The organism is Salipiger sp. D13 (assembly GCF_003703915.1).
In the GTDB taxonomy this organism is placed as follows: Bacteria; Pseudomonadota; Alphaproteobacteria; order Rhodobacterales; family Rhodobacteraceae; genus Salipiger; species Salipiger profundus.
Genome location: NZ_ML112593.1, coordinates 162,521 through 180,046 on the forward strand (window position 1 = coordinate 162,521; position 17,526 = coordinate 180,046).

Here is a 17,526-nt window from a genome sequence, read left to right on the forward strand (position 1 = left end):
CGGAGGAGGCAGGACAGCGGGCGGGTCGGATCAGCCTTCGAGGCACCAGCGCATGATGGCTTTCTGGGCGTGCAGCCGGTTCTCGGCCTCGTCCCAGATCACCGACTGCGGGCCGTCCATGACCTCGGAGGTGACCTCTTCGCCGCGGTGCGCGGGCAGGCAGTGCATGAAGAGCGCGTCGGGGCCGGCGGCGGCCATCAGGTCGCGGTTGACCTGGTAGGGCCGCAGCATGTTGTGGCGCCGCTCCTTGGCGGACTGGGCATCGTGCATCGACACCCACGTATCGGCGACGATCAGGTCGGCGCCCTCGACCGCCTTGAAGGGGTCACGCTCGATGGTGATGGTGCTGCCCGCGTTGCGGGCGAGGCCGACGAACTCCATCTCGGGGTCGAGCTGCACCGGGCCGGTGAAGGTCAGGTCGAAGCCGAACTGCCCGGCCGCGTGCAGGAAGGAGGCGCAGACGTTGTTGCCGTCGCCGCACCAGACGACCTTCTTGCCGGCGATCGGCCCGCGGTGTTCCTCGAACGTCAACACATCGGCCATGATCTGGCAGGGGTGGGTGCGGTCGGTGAGGCCGTTGATGACCGGCACGGTGGCGTATTCGGCCATCTCGGTCAGCACCGCCTCGTCGAAGGTGCGGATCATGATCATGTCGACGAAGCGCGACAGCACGCGGGCGGTGTCGGCGATGGTCTCGCCATGTCCGAGCTGCATGTCGGAGCCCGAGAGCACCATGGTCTGGCCGCCCATCTGCCGCACGCCGACGTCGAAGGAGACGCGGGTCCGGGTCGAGGGCTTCTCGAAGATCAGCGCGACCATGCGGTCCTTGAGCGGAAGATCGGTGTCGGGGGCGGCCTTGGGTGCGCCGTTGCGGGCCGTCTTGATCGCCTTCGCGGTGTCGATGATCGACCGCAGGTCGGCCTTGTCGGTCTTGTGGATGTCGAGGAAATGATTCATGGCACTGGTCTTTTTGGCTGGCCGGGGCGAGGGGCGCTGCCCCTCTGCGGCTGCGCCGCATTCACCCCGAGGGTATTTGTCAAACCGGAGAAGATGCAGACGGCGTCACGGCGCCCGCTGCGGTATCGAGGCGGGCGACGGCCTCGCCGATCTCGTCCTCGGTGATGGTGAGCGGGGGCAGCAGGCGCAGCACGTTGTCGGCGGCCGGCACGGTGATGACCAGCGCGTCGTAGCCGGCCCGGACCAGGTCGGCCGGCGGCAGCTTGCACTTGAGGCCGAGCATGAGACCCATGCCCCGGTTCCCCTCGAAGACCTCCGGGTGCGCGGCGACGAGGCTTTCGAGCTTCTGGCGCAGCAGGCCGGCCTTGCGGTTCACGTCGGAGAGGAAAGCCTCGTCGGCGACGTGGTCCATCACCGCGCAGCCCACCGCGCAGCCGAGGGGGTTGCCGCCGTAGGTGGAGCCATGGGTGCCCGCGGTCATGCCGGAGGCGGCTTCTTCGGTGGCGAGCACGGCGCCCAGCGGGAAGCCCCCGCCGATGCCCTTGGCGACCATCATGATGTCGGGGGAGATGCCCGCCCACTCGTGGGCGAAGAGGCGGCCGGTGCGGCCCATGCCGCATTGCACCTCGTCGAGGATCAGCAGGATGCCCTTTTCGTCGCAGAGCTCGCGCAGGCCCTTGAGGCAGTGATCGGGCAGCGGGCGGATGCCGCCCTCGCCCTGCACCGGCTCGATCAGGATGGCGCCGGTGGCCTCGTCGATGGCGGCGTGCAGCGCGTCGTGGTCGCCCCAGGGCACGTGCTTGAAGCCCGGCAGCACCGGGCCGAAGCCCTTGATCATCTTCTCGGAGCCGGCGGCGGCGATGCCGGCGGAAGAGCGGCCGTGGAAGGCGCCCTCGAAGGCGATGATGTCGGTCTTTTCGGGCTGGCCTTTGTCGTACCAGTACTTGCGGGCCATCTTCACCGCGAGCTCGCAGCTCTCGGTGCCGGAGTTGGTGAAGAAGACGGTGTCGGCAAAGGTGGCGGCCACCAGCTTGTCGGCGAGCGCCTGCTGCTGCGGGATCTCGTAGAGGTTCGAGACATGCCAGAGGTTGCCCGCCTGCTCGGTCAGCGCGGCGACGAGCGCGGGATGGGCGTGGCCCAGCGCGTTCACGGCGATGCCGGAGCCGAGGTCGAGGAATCGGCGACCGTCTTCCTCCACCAGCCAGGTGCCTTCGCCCTTCACGAAGTGCAGGGGCGCGCGGGTATAGGTGGGCAGGACGGACGGGATCATAGCCATATCCTCGTGGTTGGAAGCCCGATAGGTGCCAAGGGCATGGGGCCAAGTCAAGTTTTCAGGGGGTGATGGACGTGCGAAGGCGGCGCGACCCCGGTCAGGGGCGCGGAATCGGGGGAGCTCAGGCTCGTCGGATTCGGATCGCGTACGTCATGGAAGCGCTGATAGCCGGGATTGACGCAGAGGCAAAGCGGTTTCTGCCGCGCGGCGCTCAGGCGAAGGGATCGCGCGGGTAGCCCACCCCCACCAGGTAGAGCCCGTCCGGCGGGCACACCGGTCCACATGCGGACCGCGCGCGCGCCTCGAGCGCGGTCTTCACGTCATCGGGTGCCCAGGCCCCTGCCCCCACCCGTTCGAGCGTGCCGACGATCGAGCGGACCTGGTTGTGCAGGAAGCTGCGTGCGCGCAGGTGGAACTGATACTCGGGGCCCGCCCAGGTCTCGACCCGTTCGACGCGGATCTCGTCCATCGTCTTCAACGGAGATTTCGCCTGGCACATGGTCGAGCGGAAGGTGGTGAAGTCGTGGTGACCGACCAGATGTGCCGCACCGGCGCGCATCGCTTCGAGATCGAGCGGCGCCATCACCCGCCAGACCTGGCGCTTCTCGAGCGTTGCCGGGGCGCGGCGTTCCAGCACCCGGAAGAGGTAGCGCCGCTCGACCGCGGAGAAGCGCGCGTGCCACTCGTCGTCCACCCGTGCGCAGGCGCGGATCGCCACCGGTGCGGGCTTCAGGTGGTAGTTCAGTGCCTCGGACAGGCGGAACGGATCCCAATCGCGTTCCATGTCGCACTGCGCCACCTGCCCCCGCGCGTGAACGCCGGCGTCGGTGCGCCCGGCGGCGGCGATGGTGTGCTCGCGCCTCTCGAGCTTAGACAGCGCCGCCTCGATCGCGCCCTGAACCGATGGCTGGTCGGCCTGGCGCTGCCAGCCCGCGAAGGGCGCGCCGTCATATTCCACGAGAAGAGCGTATCTGGGCATACCCGGCCCATACCGAAGCCGTGGCCGCCGGGCAATGGCCGGGATCGGCCCCGGGGGCGAACGCGCGGAAAAATCTTGAGAGTCGACCGCAATTTCTTTACATGGCCCCGATTGCTCCAAACCCCGACCGGTGACCCTCCATGCTTCGCAGCATCTGGAAAAGCTATATCGCGCCCATCCTGAAGCGCCCGCCGCGGTTCCAGGTCGCGGCCCTGTGCTATCGCCACGGCGAGGCCGGGCTCGAGATCCTGCTGATCACATCCCGCGAGACGAAGCGCTGGGTGCTGCCAAAGGGCTGGCCGATGCAGGGCACCGACGCGGGCGGCACCGCGCTCGAGGAGGCCTGGGAGGAAGCCGGCGTGAAGCCGCGCGGCGCCGCGCCCCGGCGCATCGGGCGCTACCGTTACGACAAGGTGCTCGACGGCGGACTGCCGATGGCGACCGACGTCGACGTCTATGCCATCGAGGTCGAGAAGCTCTACGACCAGTTTCCCGAGGTCGACGAGCGCGAACGCCGCTGGATGAGCCCCGACGACGCCGCGGACGCGGTGCTCGAGGACGATCTCAAGGCGCTGCTGCGCGACCTCCCCGACCTGCCGGACAGCCGCCGCCGGTGAGACGGCGGCGCGCGCCGAGCGCGCCAGTCTCAGCCCCGGCGCCCCGGGTCGAATGCCAGGCCGAATGCAAGGAATGATCAAGTGACCGACGACAACTCCACCCGCAGGTGGAAGACGCTCGACCAGGACCTCAACCGCCTGTCGCGCCTGGAAGCGGCGAGCATGCACAGCGCCCGGCCGCTCGTCGGCGTTGGGATCTCGCTCGTCTTCGTCACGCTGGCGGCACTGGCCGCGGCGATCTTTACCGGCGGCGAGCCGCAGGGTCTTGCGGTGGTGGTGGCGGCGGCCTTCGGCGCCTACATGGCTCTCAACATCGGCGCCAACGACGTGGCCAACAACATGGGCCCGGCGGTGGGCGCGCGGGCGCTGTCGATGCTCGGCGCCATCGCCATCGCCGCGATCTGCGAGAGCCTCGGCGCGCTGCTCGCGGGCGGCGACGTGGTGTCGACCATCTCGAAGGGGATCGTCGACCCGGCCGGGCTGTCGGATACGCTGGTCTTCATCCGGGCGATGATGGCGGCGCTGCTGGCCGCGTCGATCTGGGTGAACATCGCCACTTGGGTCGGCGCGCCGGTCTCGACCACCCATGCGGTCGTCGGCGGCGTCATGGGCGCGGGCATCGCCGCCGCCGGTCTCGGCACGGTGAGCTGGCCCACCATGAGCGCCATCGCCGCAAGCTGGGTGATCTCGCCCCTGCTGGGCGGCATCATCGCCGCCGGGATGCTCGCCTTCATCAAGTGGCGCGTCATCTACGTCGAGGACAAGATCGCCGCCGCACGCCGTTGGGTGCCGGTGCTGATCGGGATCATGGCCGCGGCCTTTGCCGCCTACCTCGCACTCAAGGGCCTGAAGAAGATCGTCGATATCGACATCGGCACGGCGCTGCTGATCGGCGCCGCGGCCGGCGTGCTGTTCTGGGCAGTCTCCACGCCGTTCATTCGGCGCCAGTCAGAGGGGCTCGAGAACCGCAACCGCTCGCTCAAGATCCTCTTCCGCCTGCCGCTCGTGGTTTCTGCGGGGCTGCTGTCCTTCGCCCATGGCGCCAACGACGTGGCCAACGCGGTCGGCCCTCTGGCGGCGGTGGTCTACGCGCAGCAGTCCGCCGGGGTCGCGGGCGAGGTCTCGATCCCGCTCTGGGTGATGATCATCGGCGCGCTGGGAATCTCGGTCGGGCTCGTGCTGTTCGGACCGAAGCTGATCGGCATGGTCGGCGGCCAGATCACCAAGCTGAACCCGATGCGCGCCTATTGCGTCGCGCTCTCGGCGGCGGTGACCGTGATCGCCGCGTCCTGGCTGGGGCTGCCGGTGAGTTCCACCCATATCGCCGTGGGCGGCGTCTTCGGCGTGGGCTTCTTCCGCGAATGGTACGTGGAGCGCCGCGCCCGCCGCATCAACGAGACCCGCCCGCCGAGCCAGCGCATCGCCCGGCAGGAACGCGCCCGGCGCAAGCTGGTCCGACGGTCGCACTTCATGACCGTCATCGCGGCATGGGTCATCACGGTGCCGGCCGCGGCGCTGCTCTCGGGGCTCTGCTTCTGGATGCTGCGTCTGCTCGGCTTCTGAGCCCGCCCCACTGGCAACCGGCGGCCGCCGGTTCTATCTTGGGGCTTGAGACAGGCAGAAGGGGCAGGACTTGGTCATCGGAACCATCGCCGACAGGCTGACCCGTGGGGTCGAGAACGTCACCGACACGCTGACATCGCCGTTCACCGAGCCGGTCATCCGGCTTGGGGTGACCGGCCTGTCACGCGCCGGCAAGACGGTGTTCATCACCTCGCTCGTCGCCAACCTGATGGACCGGGGCCGGATGCCGCAGCTCATGGCCGAGGCCGAGGGCCGCATCCTCGCGGCCTACCTGCAACCGCAGCCCGACGACACCATGCCGCGTTTCGACTACGAGACCCACCTCGGCGCGCTCACCGCCCGAACGCCGCACTGGCCCGACAGCACCCGGGCCGTCTCGCAGCTCCGGCTGTCTCTCAAGCTCCGGCCCACGGGGCTGCTCGCGGGGATGACGAGCGCGCGCAAGATCCATCTCGACATCGTCGACTACCCCGGCGAGTGGCTGCTCGACCTCGGCCTCATGGAAAAGACCTATGCCGAGTGGGCCAGCGAAAGCCTCGCCCGGCTCGAGGCCCGGCCCGGCGGCACGCGCTACCTCGAGATGGTGCGCGCCGAGGACCCCTCGCAGCCGCTCGAAGAGACCCGCGCCAAGCGCCTTGCCGCCGGCTTCACCGAGGCGCTGCACACCGCGCGCAACGCCGGGTTCTCGGACTGCACGCCGGGGCGCTTCCTGCTTCCCGGCGAGAAGGAGGGCAGCCCGGTGCTGACCTTCGCCCCGCTGCCGCCGCAGGACAACGCGCCGCGCAAATCGCTCTGGCGCGAGATGGAACGACGCTTCGAGGCCTACAAGTCGCAGATCGTGAAGCCCTTCTTCCGCGACCACTTCTCGCGGATCGACCGGCAGATCGTGCTGGTGGATGCGCTCGGCGCGATCCACGCCGGCCCCGCCGCGATGGACGACCTGCGCCGCACCATGGCCGAGATCCTCGGCGCCTTCCGGCCCGGCGGCAACGCCTTTCTCAACCAGCTCCTGCTGGGCAAGCGGGTCGAGAAGATCCTCTTTGCCGCGACCAAGGCCGACCACCTGCACCACAGCCAGCACGGCCGGCTCACCGCGATCATGGAAGCGCTCACCCGCGAGGCCCGCGACCGCGCCCGCTTTGCCGGGGCGGATACCGGCGCGATGTCGGTCGCGGCGCTCCGGGCGACCGTGGAGCAGACGCTGCCGCACGACGGCCAGCAGCTCGACTGCGTGCGGGGCACGCTGCTGAAGGACGACAACACCCGGGGCCGCGAGGCGGCCTTCTACCCCGGCGAGCTGCCCGAGGACCCGGCGCGCCTGCTCGGCCCCGCGCGCGAGGGCGCCGACCGCTGGCTCGACGGCGACTACGCCATCATGCGTTTCGCCCCCGCTCCGCTGACGCTCAAGCCCGGCGAAGGCCCGCCGCACATCCGGCTCGACCGGGCCGCGCAGTTCCTGATCGGGGACCGGCTGTGAGCGTCCGCCTGCGCCCCGCCCGCCCCACCGATGCCGGCACCCTTGGCGAGATGATGACCGAGGCGGTCTCGGACCGGCCATGGAAGCCGCGCCTGCACAGCGGTGCAGAGGACATCGCCCACGCCGGCGAGATGATCGAACGCGGCTGGGTGACCGTCGCCGAGAGCCGCGACGGCGGCAGCCTGCTGGGCTTCCTTGCCCGCGAAGGGGCCTACGTGCACGCGCTGTTCATCGCCCCCGAGGCGCAGGGCTGCGGCATCGGCCGGCAGCTCGTGTCGGCGGCACAGGCGGAGAGCCCCCGGCTCGAGCTCTGGACCTTCGAGGCCAATGGCCGGGCGCAACGGTTCTACGAGCGCGCGGGCTTTGCCATCGTCGCGCGCGGCGACGGCACCTCGAACGCCGAGGGGCTGCCCGACATCCACTACCGCTGGGAGGCACCCGTGGCGCCCGCGCAGAAGGAGGCCCGCCGATGAGCGCGAGCGACGACCGGAAGGAGCGCCGCGGCCCGGTGCTGATCGACGTGGCCGATGCCGGGGCCGCGACCACTCCCTCCGAGGCGCCGCCGGTGCCCGAGCCCGACACCGCGCCTACCGCGCCCGAGGGCCGCGCCATGGCCACGGCGGCGCTGCTCGCCGCGCGGCGCCCGTCGAAGCTCGCCCGCTGGTTCTGGGCACTTCTGGGAGCTCTGATCTCGGCGTTGATATCCATCGCGGCATGGCGCTTCGTCATGGACCTGATCGCCTCGGTGCCGCTGCTGGGCTACGCCGTCACCGCGCTGATGGTGCTCTTCGTGCTGGTCGTCCTGATGATCGTCATCAAGGAGCTTGCCGCGCTGTCGCGCCTGTCGAAGGTCGATGCGCTGCACCGCGCCGCCGACACGGCGCTGGCCGACGAGGATCTCAAGGGCGCCCGCGCGGTCACCACGAAGCTCACGGGCCTCTATGCCGGGCGCGACGACACCCGCTGGGGGCGCGAGCGCCTGAAAGAGCGGCAGGACGAGATCTTCGACGCGTCGGGCCTGCTGGGGCTGGCCGAGACGGAGCTGCTCGCCCCGCTGGACGCCGCCGCGCGCCGCGAGGTCGAGGCCTCGGCCCGGCAGGTGGCCACGGTGACGGCCTTGGTGCCGCTGGCGCTGGCCGACGTGATCTCGGCGCTCGGAGCCAACATCCGCATGATCCGCCGCATCGCCGAGATCTACGGCGGCCGCTCGGGCACGCTCGGAAGCTGGCGGCTGACGCGGGCGGTGATGTCGCACCTGGTGGCGACCGGCGCGGTCGCGGTCGGCGACGACATGCTCGAGCCGATCCTCGGCGGCGGGCTGCTGGGCAAGCTGTCGCGCCGCTTCGGCGAGGGTCTGGTGAACGGGGCACTCACTGCCCGCGTCGGGGTGGCCGCGATCGAGGTCTGCCGGCCCCTGCCCTTCCGGGCGCGCAACAAGCCCTCGGTGCGCTCGATCATCCGCACCGCGCTCGCCGGTCTCGTCCGGACCGACGGCAAGGGCCGCGCCTGATCCATCCCGTTCCGCGCGAGGCCGCGCTTGATCCACCTCATTCCGCGCGGCGCCCCGCGAGGGCAGACTGGCCACTGCAAAGAGGCCAGCCATGTCGGATACCAGCCAAGCCCCGAAGCGCAACGGTCACGGCCACCTGCGCGACATCATCTACGGCGCCATCGACGGATCGGTGACGACCTTCGCCATCGTCGCGGGCGTGGCGGGCGCCGGCCTGTCGCCCCTCGTGATCATCGCGCTCGGGTTCGCCAACGTCATTGCCGACGGCTTCTCTATGGCGGCCGGCAACTACACCGGCACCAAGGCCGAGCTCGACGACCTGAACCGCCTGCGCCGGATCGAGACCCGACGGATCGCGGAGGACCCCGGGGGCATTCGCTCCGAACTGTGCGAGATCCTGGCAGCCAAGGGGCTGGGAGATGGCACCCTCGAGCGGGCCGCCGACGAGATCGCCGCCGAGCCCGAACGCGCGCTTGCGATGATCCTCGACGGGCGCTACGGGCTGTCCTCGATCGACCCGCATCCGATGCGGGCCGCGCTTGCCACCTTCGGCGCGTTTCTCGTGGCCGGGATGGTGCCGCTGCTGCCGTTCTTGCTCTCGCTGCCCCATGCCTTCGCGACCGCGACGGGGCTCACTCTGGCGAGCTTCTTCGCCATCGGCGCCTACAAGAGTCGCTGGTCGCTGGCGCCGTGGTGGCGCTCGGGGCTGGAGACGCTCGGCATCGGCGGCGTCGCCGCGGCCATCGCCTATGTCGTAGGCTCGTTCTTCGCGATCTGATGCGGCCAGCGCTCAGGCCGGCCCGGCGTCCGCGGTCTCGACCGGGGCCTCGTTCTGCGGCCCGCGCGCGGTGACCACCGAGTTCAGCGCCACCAGCGCAGCCATTGCGATCAGCACCGCGAAGACGAGACCCGCGATACGGTCGAGCCGGCCGAGATCGGGCGGCGGCGCGTCCGAGGGGCCGGTATGGGGAAGGGAAAGGTCGTCGCGTTGGCGGGACATGGCAGGACTCGGCAAAAGGGGAATAGGTAGATGCCCCCTATGTGGGGTCTCTCCAGGCGTCTGTCTCGGGCTATTCGAGAGGCCCCGAAATCTGGGCAGCCCGTCGCGCAAAGCTGCGGATCATGCGCCAATTCCTGCCATTCGGCGCGACATATCCGCAACAGTCGCCCGGCGTTCCGCGTTGCGCGGCCCGGACATGCGAAACCCGACCGCCCCGCCACCCGTGCCGCAGGCACTGGACCATCCGCGGGCGCTTGCCTATAAGGCCGCGCATGATGGGCCGTTTCGAGATCATCATTCGAATTACATGCCCGGCGCTCTGATCAGACGAGCCGCCGGGACAAGGCGTATGGACCGCCGCGCCGACCACACTTTCCCAATTCACGATTCAAGAACCGGGACCGCAGATCATGTGCGCCGAGACGCCTGACTACAAGACGACGCTGAACCTTCCCAAGACCGATTTCCCGATGCGCGCGGGCCTGCCCAAGCGCGAGCCCGAGTGGCTCGACCGCTGGGCGCGCCTCGGCATCTACGACCGCCTCCGCGAGGAGGCCGGCGACCGCAAGCCCTTCATCCTGCACGACGGCCCTCCGTATGCGAACGGGCACCTGCATATCGGCCACGCCCTGAACAAGACGATCAAGGACATGGTGGTGCGCTCGCACCAGATGATGGGCCACGACGCGCGCTACGTGCCCGGCTGGGACTGTCACGGCCTGCCGATCGAGTGGAAGATCGAGGAGCAGTATCGCGCCAAGGGCAAGAACAAGGACGAGGTGCCGGTCATCGACTTCCGGCAGGAATGCCGCCGCTTCGCCGAGGGCTGGATCGACGTGCAGCGCGACGAGTTCAAGCGGCTCGGCGTCACCGGCAACTGGGCCGATCCTTACCTCACGATGAACTACCACGCCGAGCGCGTCATCGCCGAGGAATTCATGAAGTTCCTGATGACCGGCACGCTCTACCAGGGCTCGAAGCCGGTGATGTGGTCGCCGGTCGAGAAGACCGCGCTGGCCGAGGCCGAGGTCGAGTACCATGACAAGGAAAGCTTCACCATCTGGGTGAAGTTCAAGGTCTCGGATTTCGAAACGCACGAGGTCTACCGCGCCAGCGAGGAAGAGAGCAGCGAGGCCCGCGAGGCCGTCGTGAAGACCGCCGAGGAAACCCGCGAGAAGTTCCTTGGCGCCTACGTCGTGATCTGGACCACGACGCCGTGGACCATCCCCTCGAACAAGGCGGTCGTCTTCGGCGAGGACTTCGATTACGGCCTCTACGAGATCGTCGACACGCCTGGTGAATGCTGGGTCTCGAAGGGTGAGCGCTACATCCTTGCCGACAAGCTCGCGGCGCAGACCTTTGCCCGCGCCCGGCTCGAGGAAGGCCACTGGCGCCGGGTGTCGGACGTGACCCCGCACCAGCTTGCCGCCATGACGCTGCAGCACCCGCTCGCCGGGGCCGAGGGTTCGGAAGGCGAATGGGACGATCCGCGCGATTTCCGTGCCGCCGACTTCGTCACCGACGAGGAAGGCACCGGTTTCGTGCACTGCGCCCCGTCGCACGGGATGGAGGAATTCGAGCTCTACCGCGAGCTCGGGATGCTCGACCAGGTCATCACCTACAACGTCATGGAAGACGGCTCCTTCCGCGAAGGGCTGCCGTTCTTCGGCGGGCGGTCGATCCTCAAGCCGAACGGCAAGGAAGGCGACGCCAACAAGGCGGTCATCGACAAGCTCGTCGAGGTCGGCGGCCTGCTGGCGCGCGGCAAGATCAAGCACTCCTACCCGCACTCGTGGCGGTCGAAGGCGCCGGTCATCTTCCGCAACACGCCGCAGTGGTTCGCCTCGATCGACCGCGCCGTGGGCGACGGGCACGACGACTACGGCACCTCGATCCGCGAGCGCGCGCTCAACTCGATCGACAAGCTGGTGAAGTTCACGCCGCAGTCGGGCCGCAACCGCCTGTATTCGATGATCGAGAGCCGCCCGGACTGGGTGCTGTCGCGCCAGCGCGCCTGGGGCGTGCCGCTGACCTGCTTCGTGAAAAAGGGCGCGATGCCCACCGATCCCGACTTCCTGCTGCGCGACGACGCGGTCAACGCCCGCATCTGCGAAGCCTTCGAGGCCGAGGGCGCCGACGCGTGGTACGAAGACGGCGCCAAGGCGCGCTTCATCGGCGACGCCGCCAACCCCGACGACTACGAGCAGGTGTTCGACGTGCTCGACGTGTGGTTCGACAGCGGCTCGACCCATGCCTTCGTGCTGCGCGACCGCGAGGACGGCGCGGCGGACGGCATCGCCGACGTCTACCTCGAGGGCACCGACCAGCACCGCGGCTGGTTCCACTCGTCGCTGCTGCAGGCCTGCGGCACCAAGGGCCGGGCGCCCTACCGCAACGTGGTCACCCACGGCTTCACGCTGGACGAAAAGGGCAACAAGATGTCCAAGTCGCTCGGCAACACCGTGGCGCCCGACGACGTGGTCAAGCAGTACGGCGCCGACATCCTGCGGCTCTGGGTGGCACAGACCGACTACACCGGCGACCAGCGCATCGGCCCCGAGATCCTGAAGGGCACCGCCGACAGCTACCGCCGGCTGCGCAACACCATGCGCTTCATGCTCGGCGCGCTGGGGCACTTCGAGGAGAGCGACCGGGTCGCGGCCTCCGAGATGCCCGAGCTCGAGCGCTGGGTGCTGCACCGTCTCGCCGAGCTCGACCAGGTGGTGCAGGAGGGCTACCGCGCCTTCGACTTCCAGCGGGTGTTCCAGGCGATCTTCACCTTCTGCACCGTGGACCTGTCGGCCTTCTACTTCGACGTCCGCAAGGATGCGCTCTACTGCGACGGCGACACCGCGCGCCGCCGCGCCGCGCGCACGGTGATGGACCTTCTGTTCCACCGTCTGACCACCTGGCTGGCGCCGATCCTCGTCTTCACCATGGAAGACGTCTGGCTCGACCGCTTCCCCGGCGAGGACAGCTCTGTGCACCTGCAGGACATGCCCGAAACCCCCGCCGACTGGCGCGACGCCGGGCTGGCCGACAAGTGGGCCAAGGTCCGCGCCGCACGCCGCGTGGTGACCGCCGCGCTCGAGATCCAGCGCACCGACAAGGTCATCGGCGCCTCGCTCGAGGCCGCGCCGGTGGTGCATGTCGAGGACACCGAGATGCTCGAAGCGCTGAAGACCGTCGCCTTCGAGGATCTCTGCATCACCTCCGACATCCTGCTGACCGCCGATCCGGCCCCGCAGGAGGCCTTCCGCATGGCCGAGGTGCCGGGCGTCGGCGTGGTCTTCGAAAAGGCCGAGGGCGAGAAGTGCCAGCGCTGCTGGAAGATCCTGCCCGACGTCGGCACGCACAAGCACCCGGGCACCTGCGCCCGCTGCGACGAGGCGCTCGGCTGACACGGCCCCTTTTGCTCACGGCTTCGTGAGCGCATGATTCGATGCTATCCTCTCCCCGTTTTCATCGGGGGGAGGATTTTTTCATGCATCGTCGTTCATTTCTCTTGGGTGCCATGGCACTTGCCGCCTGCGCGCCCGCCGGGCCAGTGCGTCTTGCGCCGAACTCGACACTGATCCTGACACGTCACGGCGACCGCAGCGGCGCCGAGAGCCTGCTCAACGAACGCGGCGAGGCCCGGGCCCGCGCGCTGGTCGCCGCGCTCGAGGGCCTGCCGCTGGACGCGATCCTCAGTCCCGGCCTGCAGCGCAACCTCGACACCGCCGCCCCGCTGTCTGCCGCGCGCGGACTGCCGGTGCAGCGCATCCCGCAAGAGGCCCCCACCGCCGCGCTCGCCCGCGCCGCAAGGGGCCGAAACGTGATCTGGGTCGGCAACAAGGGCAACCTGCGGGAGATCTGGGAGACGCTCGCCCTGCCCAGCGCGCCTCCGTTGGAATATGGCGACCTCGCGATCATCCGCTCCGATGCCGTGGGCCGAATCGAGATCGAGCGGCGCCGCTATGGCTGAGCGGTTGGTGCCGTGCACCCGCCCCGGATGTGACCGGTAACGGGCGCCCCTGCTGCCCCGTGCCCTGCCCGTCTTTTCACCCGCGCCCCGCACCGGCGCGCGTCAGATCGCCGCGCAATACGCGATTTCAAGCGCATGCCTTGCCCTCCGGGTCATCCGGGCCGAAGCGCGCTCTTGATTTCGCCGCGAGGTCGGCAGACCCTTTCGGTGAATTTCCGATCCCGCCCATCCCGGGAGGCGGGCTACCAAAGGAGGCCGGACCCATGACCCTGCTCGCGGACCTGCTCTCGACCGTCTTCGAACGCCGCGCCCGTATCGGGCCGATCCTGCGCCGTGACCCGCGCAGCACCGAGGCGCTGATCGCGGACCTCATGGCGGCCACCTCCGAGACCGCTGCAATCGCGCTCGCCCGCCGCATCCTGCAGCGCTACGCCGAGATGGACGACGACACCCGCCTCGGCTTCTTCCGCCACGTGGCGGAGGCCTGCGACCTCGACGCGGGCGCCCTGCGCGAGGCGCTCGGGCGCTACGAGGCCGACCCCTCGGGCACAACCTACCGCGCCTTCATCGCCGCCTCCGAGCCGCCCCGGCAGGAGCTGATCCGGCGCCTGAACAACGTGCCCGGCGGCACCGAGCGGCTGGTGCAGATGCGCGCCGACCTGCGCCGCATGGGCCGCGACGAGCCTGCGCTGCAGGCCCTCGATCTCGACTTCCGCAACCTGCTGCGATCGTGGTTCAACCGCGGCTTTCTGGTGCTGCGCCCGATCAGCTGGGAAAGCCCCGCGCATATCCTCGAGAAGATCATCGCCTACGAGGCGGTGCACGCGATCACCAGCTGGAGCGACCTGCGGCGGCGCCTGAAGCCCGAAGACCGCCGCTGCTTCGCGTTCTTTCACCCGGCCATGCCCGATGAGCCGCTGATCTTCGTCGAGGTCGCCCTGACCAAGGGCATTCCCGGCTCGATCCAGGCGCTGCTGGCCGAAGACCGCGCACCGCTCGACGCCGACGAGGCCGACACGGCGGTGTTCTACTCGATCTCAAACTGCCAGCCGGGTCTTGCGGGGATCTCCTTCGGCAACTCGCTGATCAAGCAGGTCGCCTCGGACCTGTCCGCCGAGCTGCCGGGGCTGAAGACCTTCGTCACCCTGTCGCCCGTGCCGGGCCTCGTGCGATGGCTCGACCGCGAGGGCATCGCCTGGGACGCTTCGGACCGCAAGGCCATGTCGTCGCTCGCAGCGCACTACCTGCTCAACGCCAAGCGCCCGGACGGCCAGCCGGTCGATCCGGTCGCCCGCTTCCATCTCGGCAACGGCGCGATGCTGCAGGCGGTGCACGCCGATGCGGATGTGTCCGAGAACGGGTTGACCCAATCTGGGGGCGTGATGGTGAACTACCTCTACGATCTCGGACGGGTCGAGAAATTCCACGACCGCTACGCCGAGACGCATGAGATCACCGCTGCGCAGGGGGTGAAATCGCTGGCCTCGGCCCGCGACAAGCGCGCCCCTGCCCCGGCGCCCGCCTCGGCCTGAGGCGGCACCGGCGGCGCTCAGAATGCCTTGAAGGTCAGCGTCGTCAGCGTCCGCTCGATGTGCTTCACGTCGGCGAGGTTCTCGTTGATGTAATGCCCGATGTCGGCATCGTCGGGGATGTAGAGCTTGACGAGAAGATCCCATTCCCCCGAGGTCGAGTAGAGTTCGGAATGGATTTCCTTGAGCGCGATGTCCTCGGCCACCTTGTAGGTGGTGCCGGGCGTGCAACGGATCTGGACGAAAACGCAGGTGGTCATGGCGGTCTCCTTCGGGCGGCAAGCTGGCACAGACGCCACGCCCGCACAAGAGAGCGCGCGACGGTGCTTGGCCTTGGCCGCGCGCCTGCCTATAAGCGCCCGCGACAGCCCGAGGAGAGCCCAACATGCGCAAGGCCAGCGTCACCCGCAGCACGTCCGAGACCTCGATCGAGGTGAGCATCGACCTCGACGGCACCGGCACCTACGACATCCAGACCGGCGTGGGGTTCTTCGACCACATGCTGGACCAGCTGTCGCGGCATTCGCTCATCGACATGACCGTGCGCGCCAAGGGCGACTACCACATCGACGACCACCACACCGTCGAGGACACCGGCATCGCCCTCGGCCAGGCTCTGGTCGAGGCGCTCGGCGACAAGCGCGGCATCCGCCGCTACGGCGCCTGCCTGCTGCCGATGGACGATGCGCTGGTGCGCAGCGCGCTGGACCTCTCGGCCCGGCCCTACCTCGTGTGGAACGTCGATCTGCCGTCGGAGAAGATCGGCACCTTCGATTGCGAGCTGGTGCGCGAGTTCTTCCAGGCGCTGTCGACCCATGGCGGCATCACCCTGCACATCGATGCGCTGCACGGGCTGAACTCGCACCACATCACCGAGGCGGCGTTCAAGTCGGTCGCCCGCGCCCTGCGCGAGGCGGTCGAGCCCGACCCCCGCAAGAGCGACGCGATCCCCTCGACCAAGGGCGCACTCTGAGCGGCGACCGTTCGGTCGGTGGCAGGTCACGACCCCTGCCAAGCGACCCCGTCACGTAGGGTGGGCAATCTGCCCACCCGCCAAGGCCTTCGTTACCCCGGGCCGCCGATCACCCCATCGAGCCCGTCTCGACGAAGCGCTCATGCCAGCTGAGCGCTTCGCCCAGCAGGTTCGGCGCGTGCTTGCCGAACGAGCCCGCCATGGCGCGCGCATAGTAGTCGCGCAGCGCCGGGCGGTAATCGGGATGGGCACAGGTCTCGATGATGACCTCGGCGCGCTGCTTCGGCGACAGCCCCCGAAGGTCCGCAAGCCCCTGCTCTGTCACGATGACATGGACATCCTGTGCGATGTGGTCGACGTGGCTCGCCATCGGCACGATCGCCGAGATCTTGCCGCCCTTCGCGGTCGACGGTGTCATGAAGATCGAGACATAGGCGTTGCGGGCGAAATCGCCCGAGCCGCCGATGCCGTTCTGGATCCGAGAGCCCATCACGTGCGTCGAATTCACGTTGCCGTAGATGTCCGCCTCGATCAGCCCGTTCATCGCGATGCAGCCGAGGCGGCGCACCAGCTCGGGATGGTTGGAAATCTCCTGCGGCCGCAGGATCAGCCGCGAGGCGTAGCGGGCCGCGTCGGCGTTGAACCGCTCCGCCGCCTCCGGTGACAGCGAAAAGGCGGTGGCCGAGGCCATGCGCAGCTTGCCCGCATCGAGCAGGTCGAGCATCCCGTCCTGGATCACCTCGGTGTAGGCGGTCATGTCGGCGTAGGGCGCGTCCATCAGCCCCGACAGCACCGCGTTGGTGACATTGCCGACCCCGGATTGCAGCGGAAGCAGGTTGGCGGGCAGCCGGCCCAGCCGGACCTCGTGCGCGAAGAACTCGAGCAGGTGGCCGGCGATGGCCTCGGCCACCGCGTCGGGCTTGGCGAACGGCAGGTTCCGGTCGGGCGCCTCGGTCTCGACGATGGCGACGATCTTCTCGGGATCGACGGTGAAATGCGGCTGACCGATGCGGTCGTCGGGTTTCACCAGCGGGATCGGCACCCGGTTCGGCGGCAGCGCGGTGCCGTAGTAGATGTCGTGCATCCCGTTCAGCGCGTCGCTCTGCCAGCGATTCAGCTCGAGGATCACCCTGTCGGCGCGGTCGAGCCAGGTCTTGTTGTTGCCGATCGAGGAGGACGGGATCAGCGCGCCCTCCTCGGTGATGCCCGATATTTCCACCACCGCGACGTCGAGCTTGCCGAGGAACCCCTGCCACGCCATCGGTGCGACCTGGCTCAGGTGCATGTCGAAGTAGTTCATCTCGCCCGCGTTGATCTTTTCGCGGGCGATGGGATCGGAGTTGTAGGGCAGCCGGAACTCGATCCCGTCGGCCTTGGCGAGCGCGCCGTCGAGCTCGGGGCCGGTCGAAGCGCCGGTCCAGACCTTCACCCGGAACGGATTGCCCGCGGCGTGCTCGGCCTCGATGCGGGCGGCCAGTGCCATTGGCACCGATTTCGGATAGCCCGATCCCGTGAAGCCGCTCATGCCCACGGTCATGCCGTCGGAAATCAGGCCAGCGGCATCCTCGGCGGACATGATACGGGATTTCAGCTTCGGGTGGGCGATGCGCGCGTGCCGGGTCATGGGATGGGCTCCTCCATTCATGGTCCCGCGCGTCGC

The 17,526-nt window shown here is 69.0% G+C and carries 16 protein-coding genes; 10 read left to right on the top strand and 6 right to left on the bottom strand.

The window, feature by feature from the left end:
* Positions 1-30 precede the first annotated feature (30 nt).
* The 3 genes from argF to truA form a co-directional block, all read right to left on the bottom strand.
* Positions 31-957 (bottom strand): ornithine carbamoyltransferase, encoded by a 927-nt coding sequence (gene argF / locus D6860_RS09270; RefSeq protein WP_076623674.1) that lies wholly within the window; start codon positions 955-957, stop codon positions 31-33.
* Positions 958-1,036: 79 nt separating this feature from the next.
* On the bottom strand, positions 1,037-2,227 hold the full coding sequence (locus tag D6860_RS09275) for an aspartate aminotransferase family protein (protein ID WP_076623673.1): 1,191 nt from the start codon (positions 2,225-2,227) through the stop codon (positions 1,037-1,039).
* A gap of 214 nt (positions 2,228-2,441) precedes the next feature.
* Complete coding sequence (truA, locus tag D6860_RS09280) at positions 2,442-3,209, bottom strand: tRNA pseudouridine(38-40) synthase TruA (RefSeq protein WP_076623672.1); 768 nt, start codon at positions 3,207-3,209, stop codon at positions 2,442-2,444.
* Positions 3,210-3,349: 140 nt separating this feature from the next.
* Here truA and D6860_RS09285 point away from each other — a divergent pair, with 140 nt between their 5' ends.
* From D6860_RS09285 to D6860_RS09310, 6 genes are all read left to right on the top strand, one after another.
* Positions 3,350-3,826, top strand: coding sequence for an NUDIX hydrolase (locus D6860_RS09285; protein ID WP_076623671.1), 477 nt, complete (start codon positions 3,350-3,352; stop codon positions 3,824-3,826).
* An 81-nt stretch (positions 3,827-3,907) separates the two neighbouring features.
* Positions 3,908-5,389, top strand: coding sequence for an inorganic phosphate transporter (locus D6860_RS09290; RefSeq protein ID WP_076623670.1), 1,482 nt, complete (start codon positions 3,908-3,910; stop codon positions 5,387-5,389).
* A gap of 70 nt (positions 5,390-5,459) precedes the next feature.
* Positions 5,460-6,887, top strand: a complete 1,428-nt coding sequence (locus tag D6860_RS09295; protein ID WP_076623669.1) for a YcjX family GTP-binding protein — start codon at positions 5,460-5,462, stop codon at positions 6,885-6,887.
* On the top strand, positions 6,884-7,360 hold the full coding sequence (locus D6860_RS09300) for a GNAT family N-acetyltransferase (protein ID WP_076623668.1): 477 nt from the start codon (positions 6,884-6,886) through the stop codon (positions 7,358-7,360). Before D6860_RS09295 ends, D6860_RS09300 begins: the two co-directional genes overlap by 4 nt.
* Positions 7,357-8,397, top strand: a complete 1,041-nt coding sequence (locus D6860_RS09305) for a YcjF family protein (protein ID WP_076623667.1) — start codon at positions 7,357-7,359, stop codon at positions 8,395-8,397. The genes D6860_RS09300 and D6860_RS09305 overlap by 4 nt, the downstream gene beginning before the upstream one ends.
* 91 nt (positions 8,398-8,488) lie before the next feature.
* The gene (locus D6860_RS09310) at positions 8,489-9,175 is read left to right on the top strand and encodes a VIT1/CCC1 transporter family protein (RefSeq protein WP_017468736.1); all 687 of its coding nucleotides are present in this window, start codon (positions 8,489-8,491) and stop codon (positions 9,173-9,175) included.
* 12 nt (positions 9,176-9,187) lie between these two features.
* On the opposite strand, the gene D6860_RS09315 is transcribed toward D6860_RS09310, so the two are convergent.
* A complete protein-coding gene (locus D6860_RS09315; protein ID WP_017468737.1) occupies positions 9,188-9,397 on the bottom strand; it encodes a hypothetical protein in 210 nt (69 codons plus the stop codon).
* A 410-nt stretch (positions 9,398-9,807) separates the two neighbouring features.
* On the opposite strand from D6860_RS09315, the gene ileS reads away from it, so the two are divergent.
* The 3 genes from ileS to D6860_RS09330 all read left to right on the top strand — a co-directional run bounded on the left by ileS (position 9,808) and on the right by D6860_RS09330 (position 14,896).
* The gene (ileS, locus tag D6860_RS09320) at positions 9,808-12,798 is read left to right on the top strand and encodes an isoleucine--tRNA ligase (RefSeq protein ID WP_076623666.1); all 2,991 of its coding nucleotides are present in this window, start codon (positions 9,808-9,810) and stop codon (positions 12,796-12,798) included.
* An 83-nt stretch (positions 12,799-12,881) separates the two neighbouring features.
* A complete protein-coding gene (locus tag D6860_RS09325; protein ID WP_076623665.1) occupies positions 12,882-13,364 on the top strand; it encodes a histidine phosphatase family protein in 483 nt (160 codons plus the stop codon).
* 263 nt (positions 13,365-13,627) lie between these two features.
* Positions 13,628-14,896, top strand: coding sequence for a malonyl-CoA decarboxylase (locus D6860_RS09330; protein ID WP_076623664.1), 1,269 nt, complete (start codon positions 13,628-13,630; stop codon positions 14,894-14,896).
* A gap of 17 nt (positions 14,897-14,913) precedes the next feature.
* Here D6860_RS09330 and D6860_RS09335 read toward each other — a convergent pair whose 3' ends face one another.
* The gene (locus tag D6860_RS09335; protein ID WP_017469261.1) at positions 14,914-15,153 is read right to left on the bottom strand and encodes an Lrp/AsnC ligand binding domain-containing protein; all 240 of its coding nucleotides are present in this window, start codon (positions 15,151-15,153) and stop codon (positions 14,914-14,916) included.
* Between the two features lie 125 nt (positions 15,154-15,278).
* On the opposite strand from D6860_RS09335, the gene hisB reads away from it, so the two are divergent.
* A complete protein-coding gene (gene hisB / locus D6860_RS09340) occupies positions 15,279-15,866 on the top strand; it encodes an imidazoleglycerol-phosphate dehydratase HisB (protein ID WP_076623663.1) in 588 nt (195 codons plus the stop codon).
* Positions 15,867-15,975: 109 nt separating this feature from the next.
* Here the strand turns inward: hisB and D6860_RS09345 are convergent, their stop codons facing one another.
* A complete protein-coding gene (locus tag D6860_RS09345; protein ID WP_076623662.1) occupies positions 15,976-17,490 on the bottom strand; it encodes an acetyl-CoA hydrolase/transferase family protein in 1,515 nt (504 codons plus the stop codon).
* Positions 17,491-17,526 lie beyond the last annotated feature (36 nt).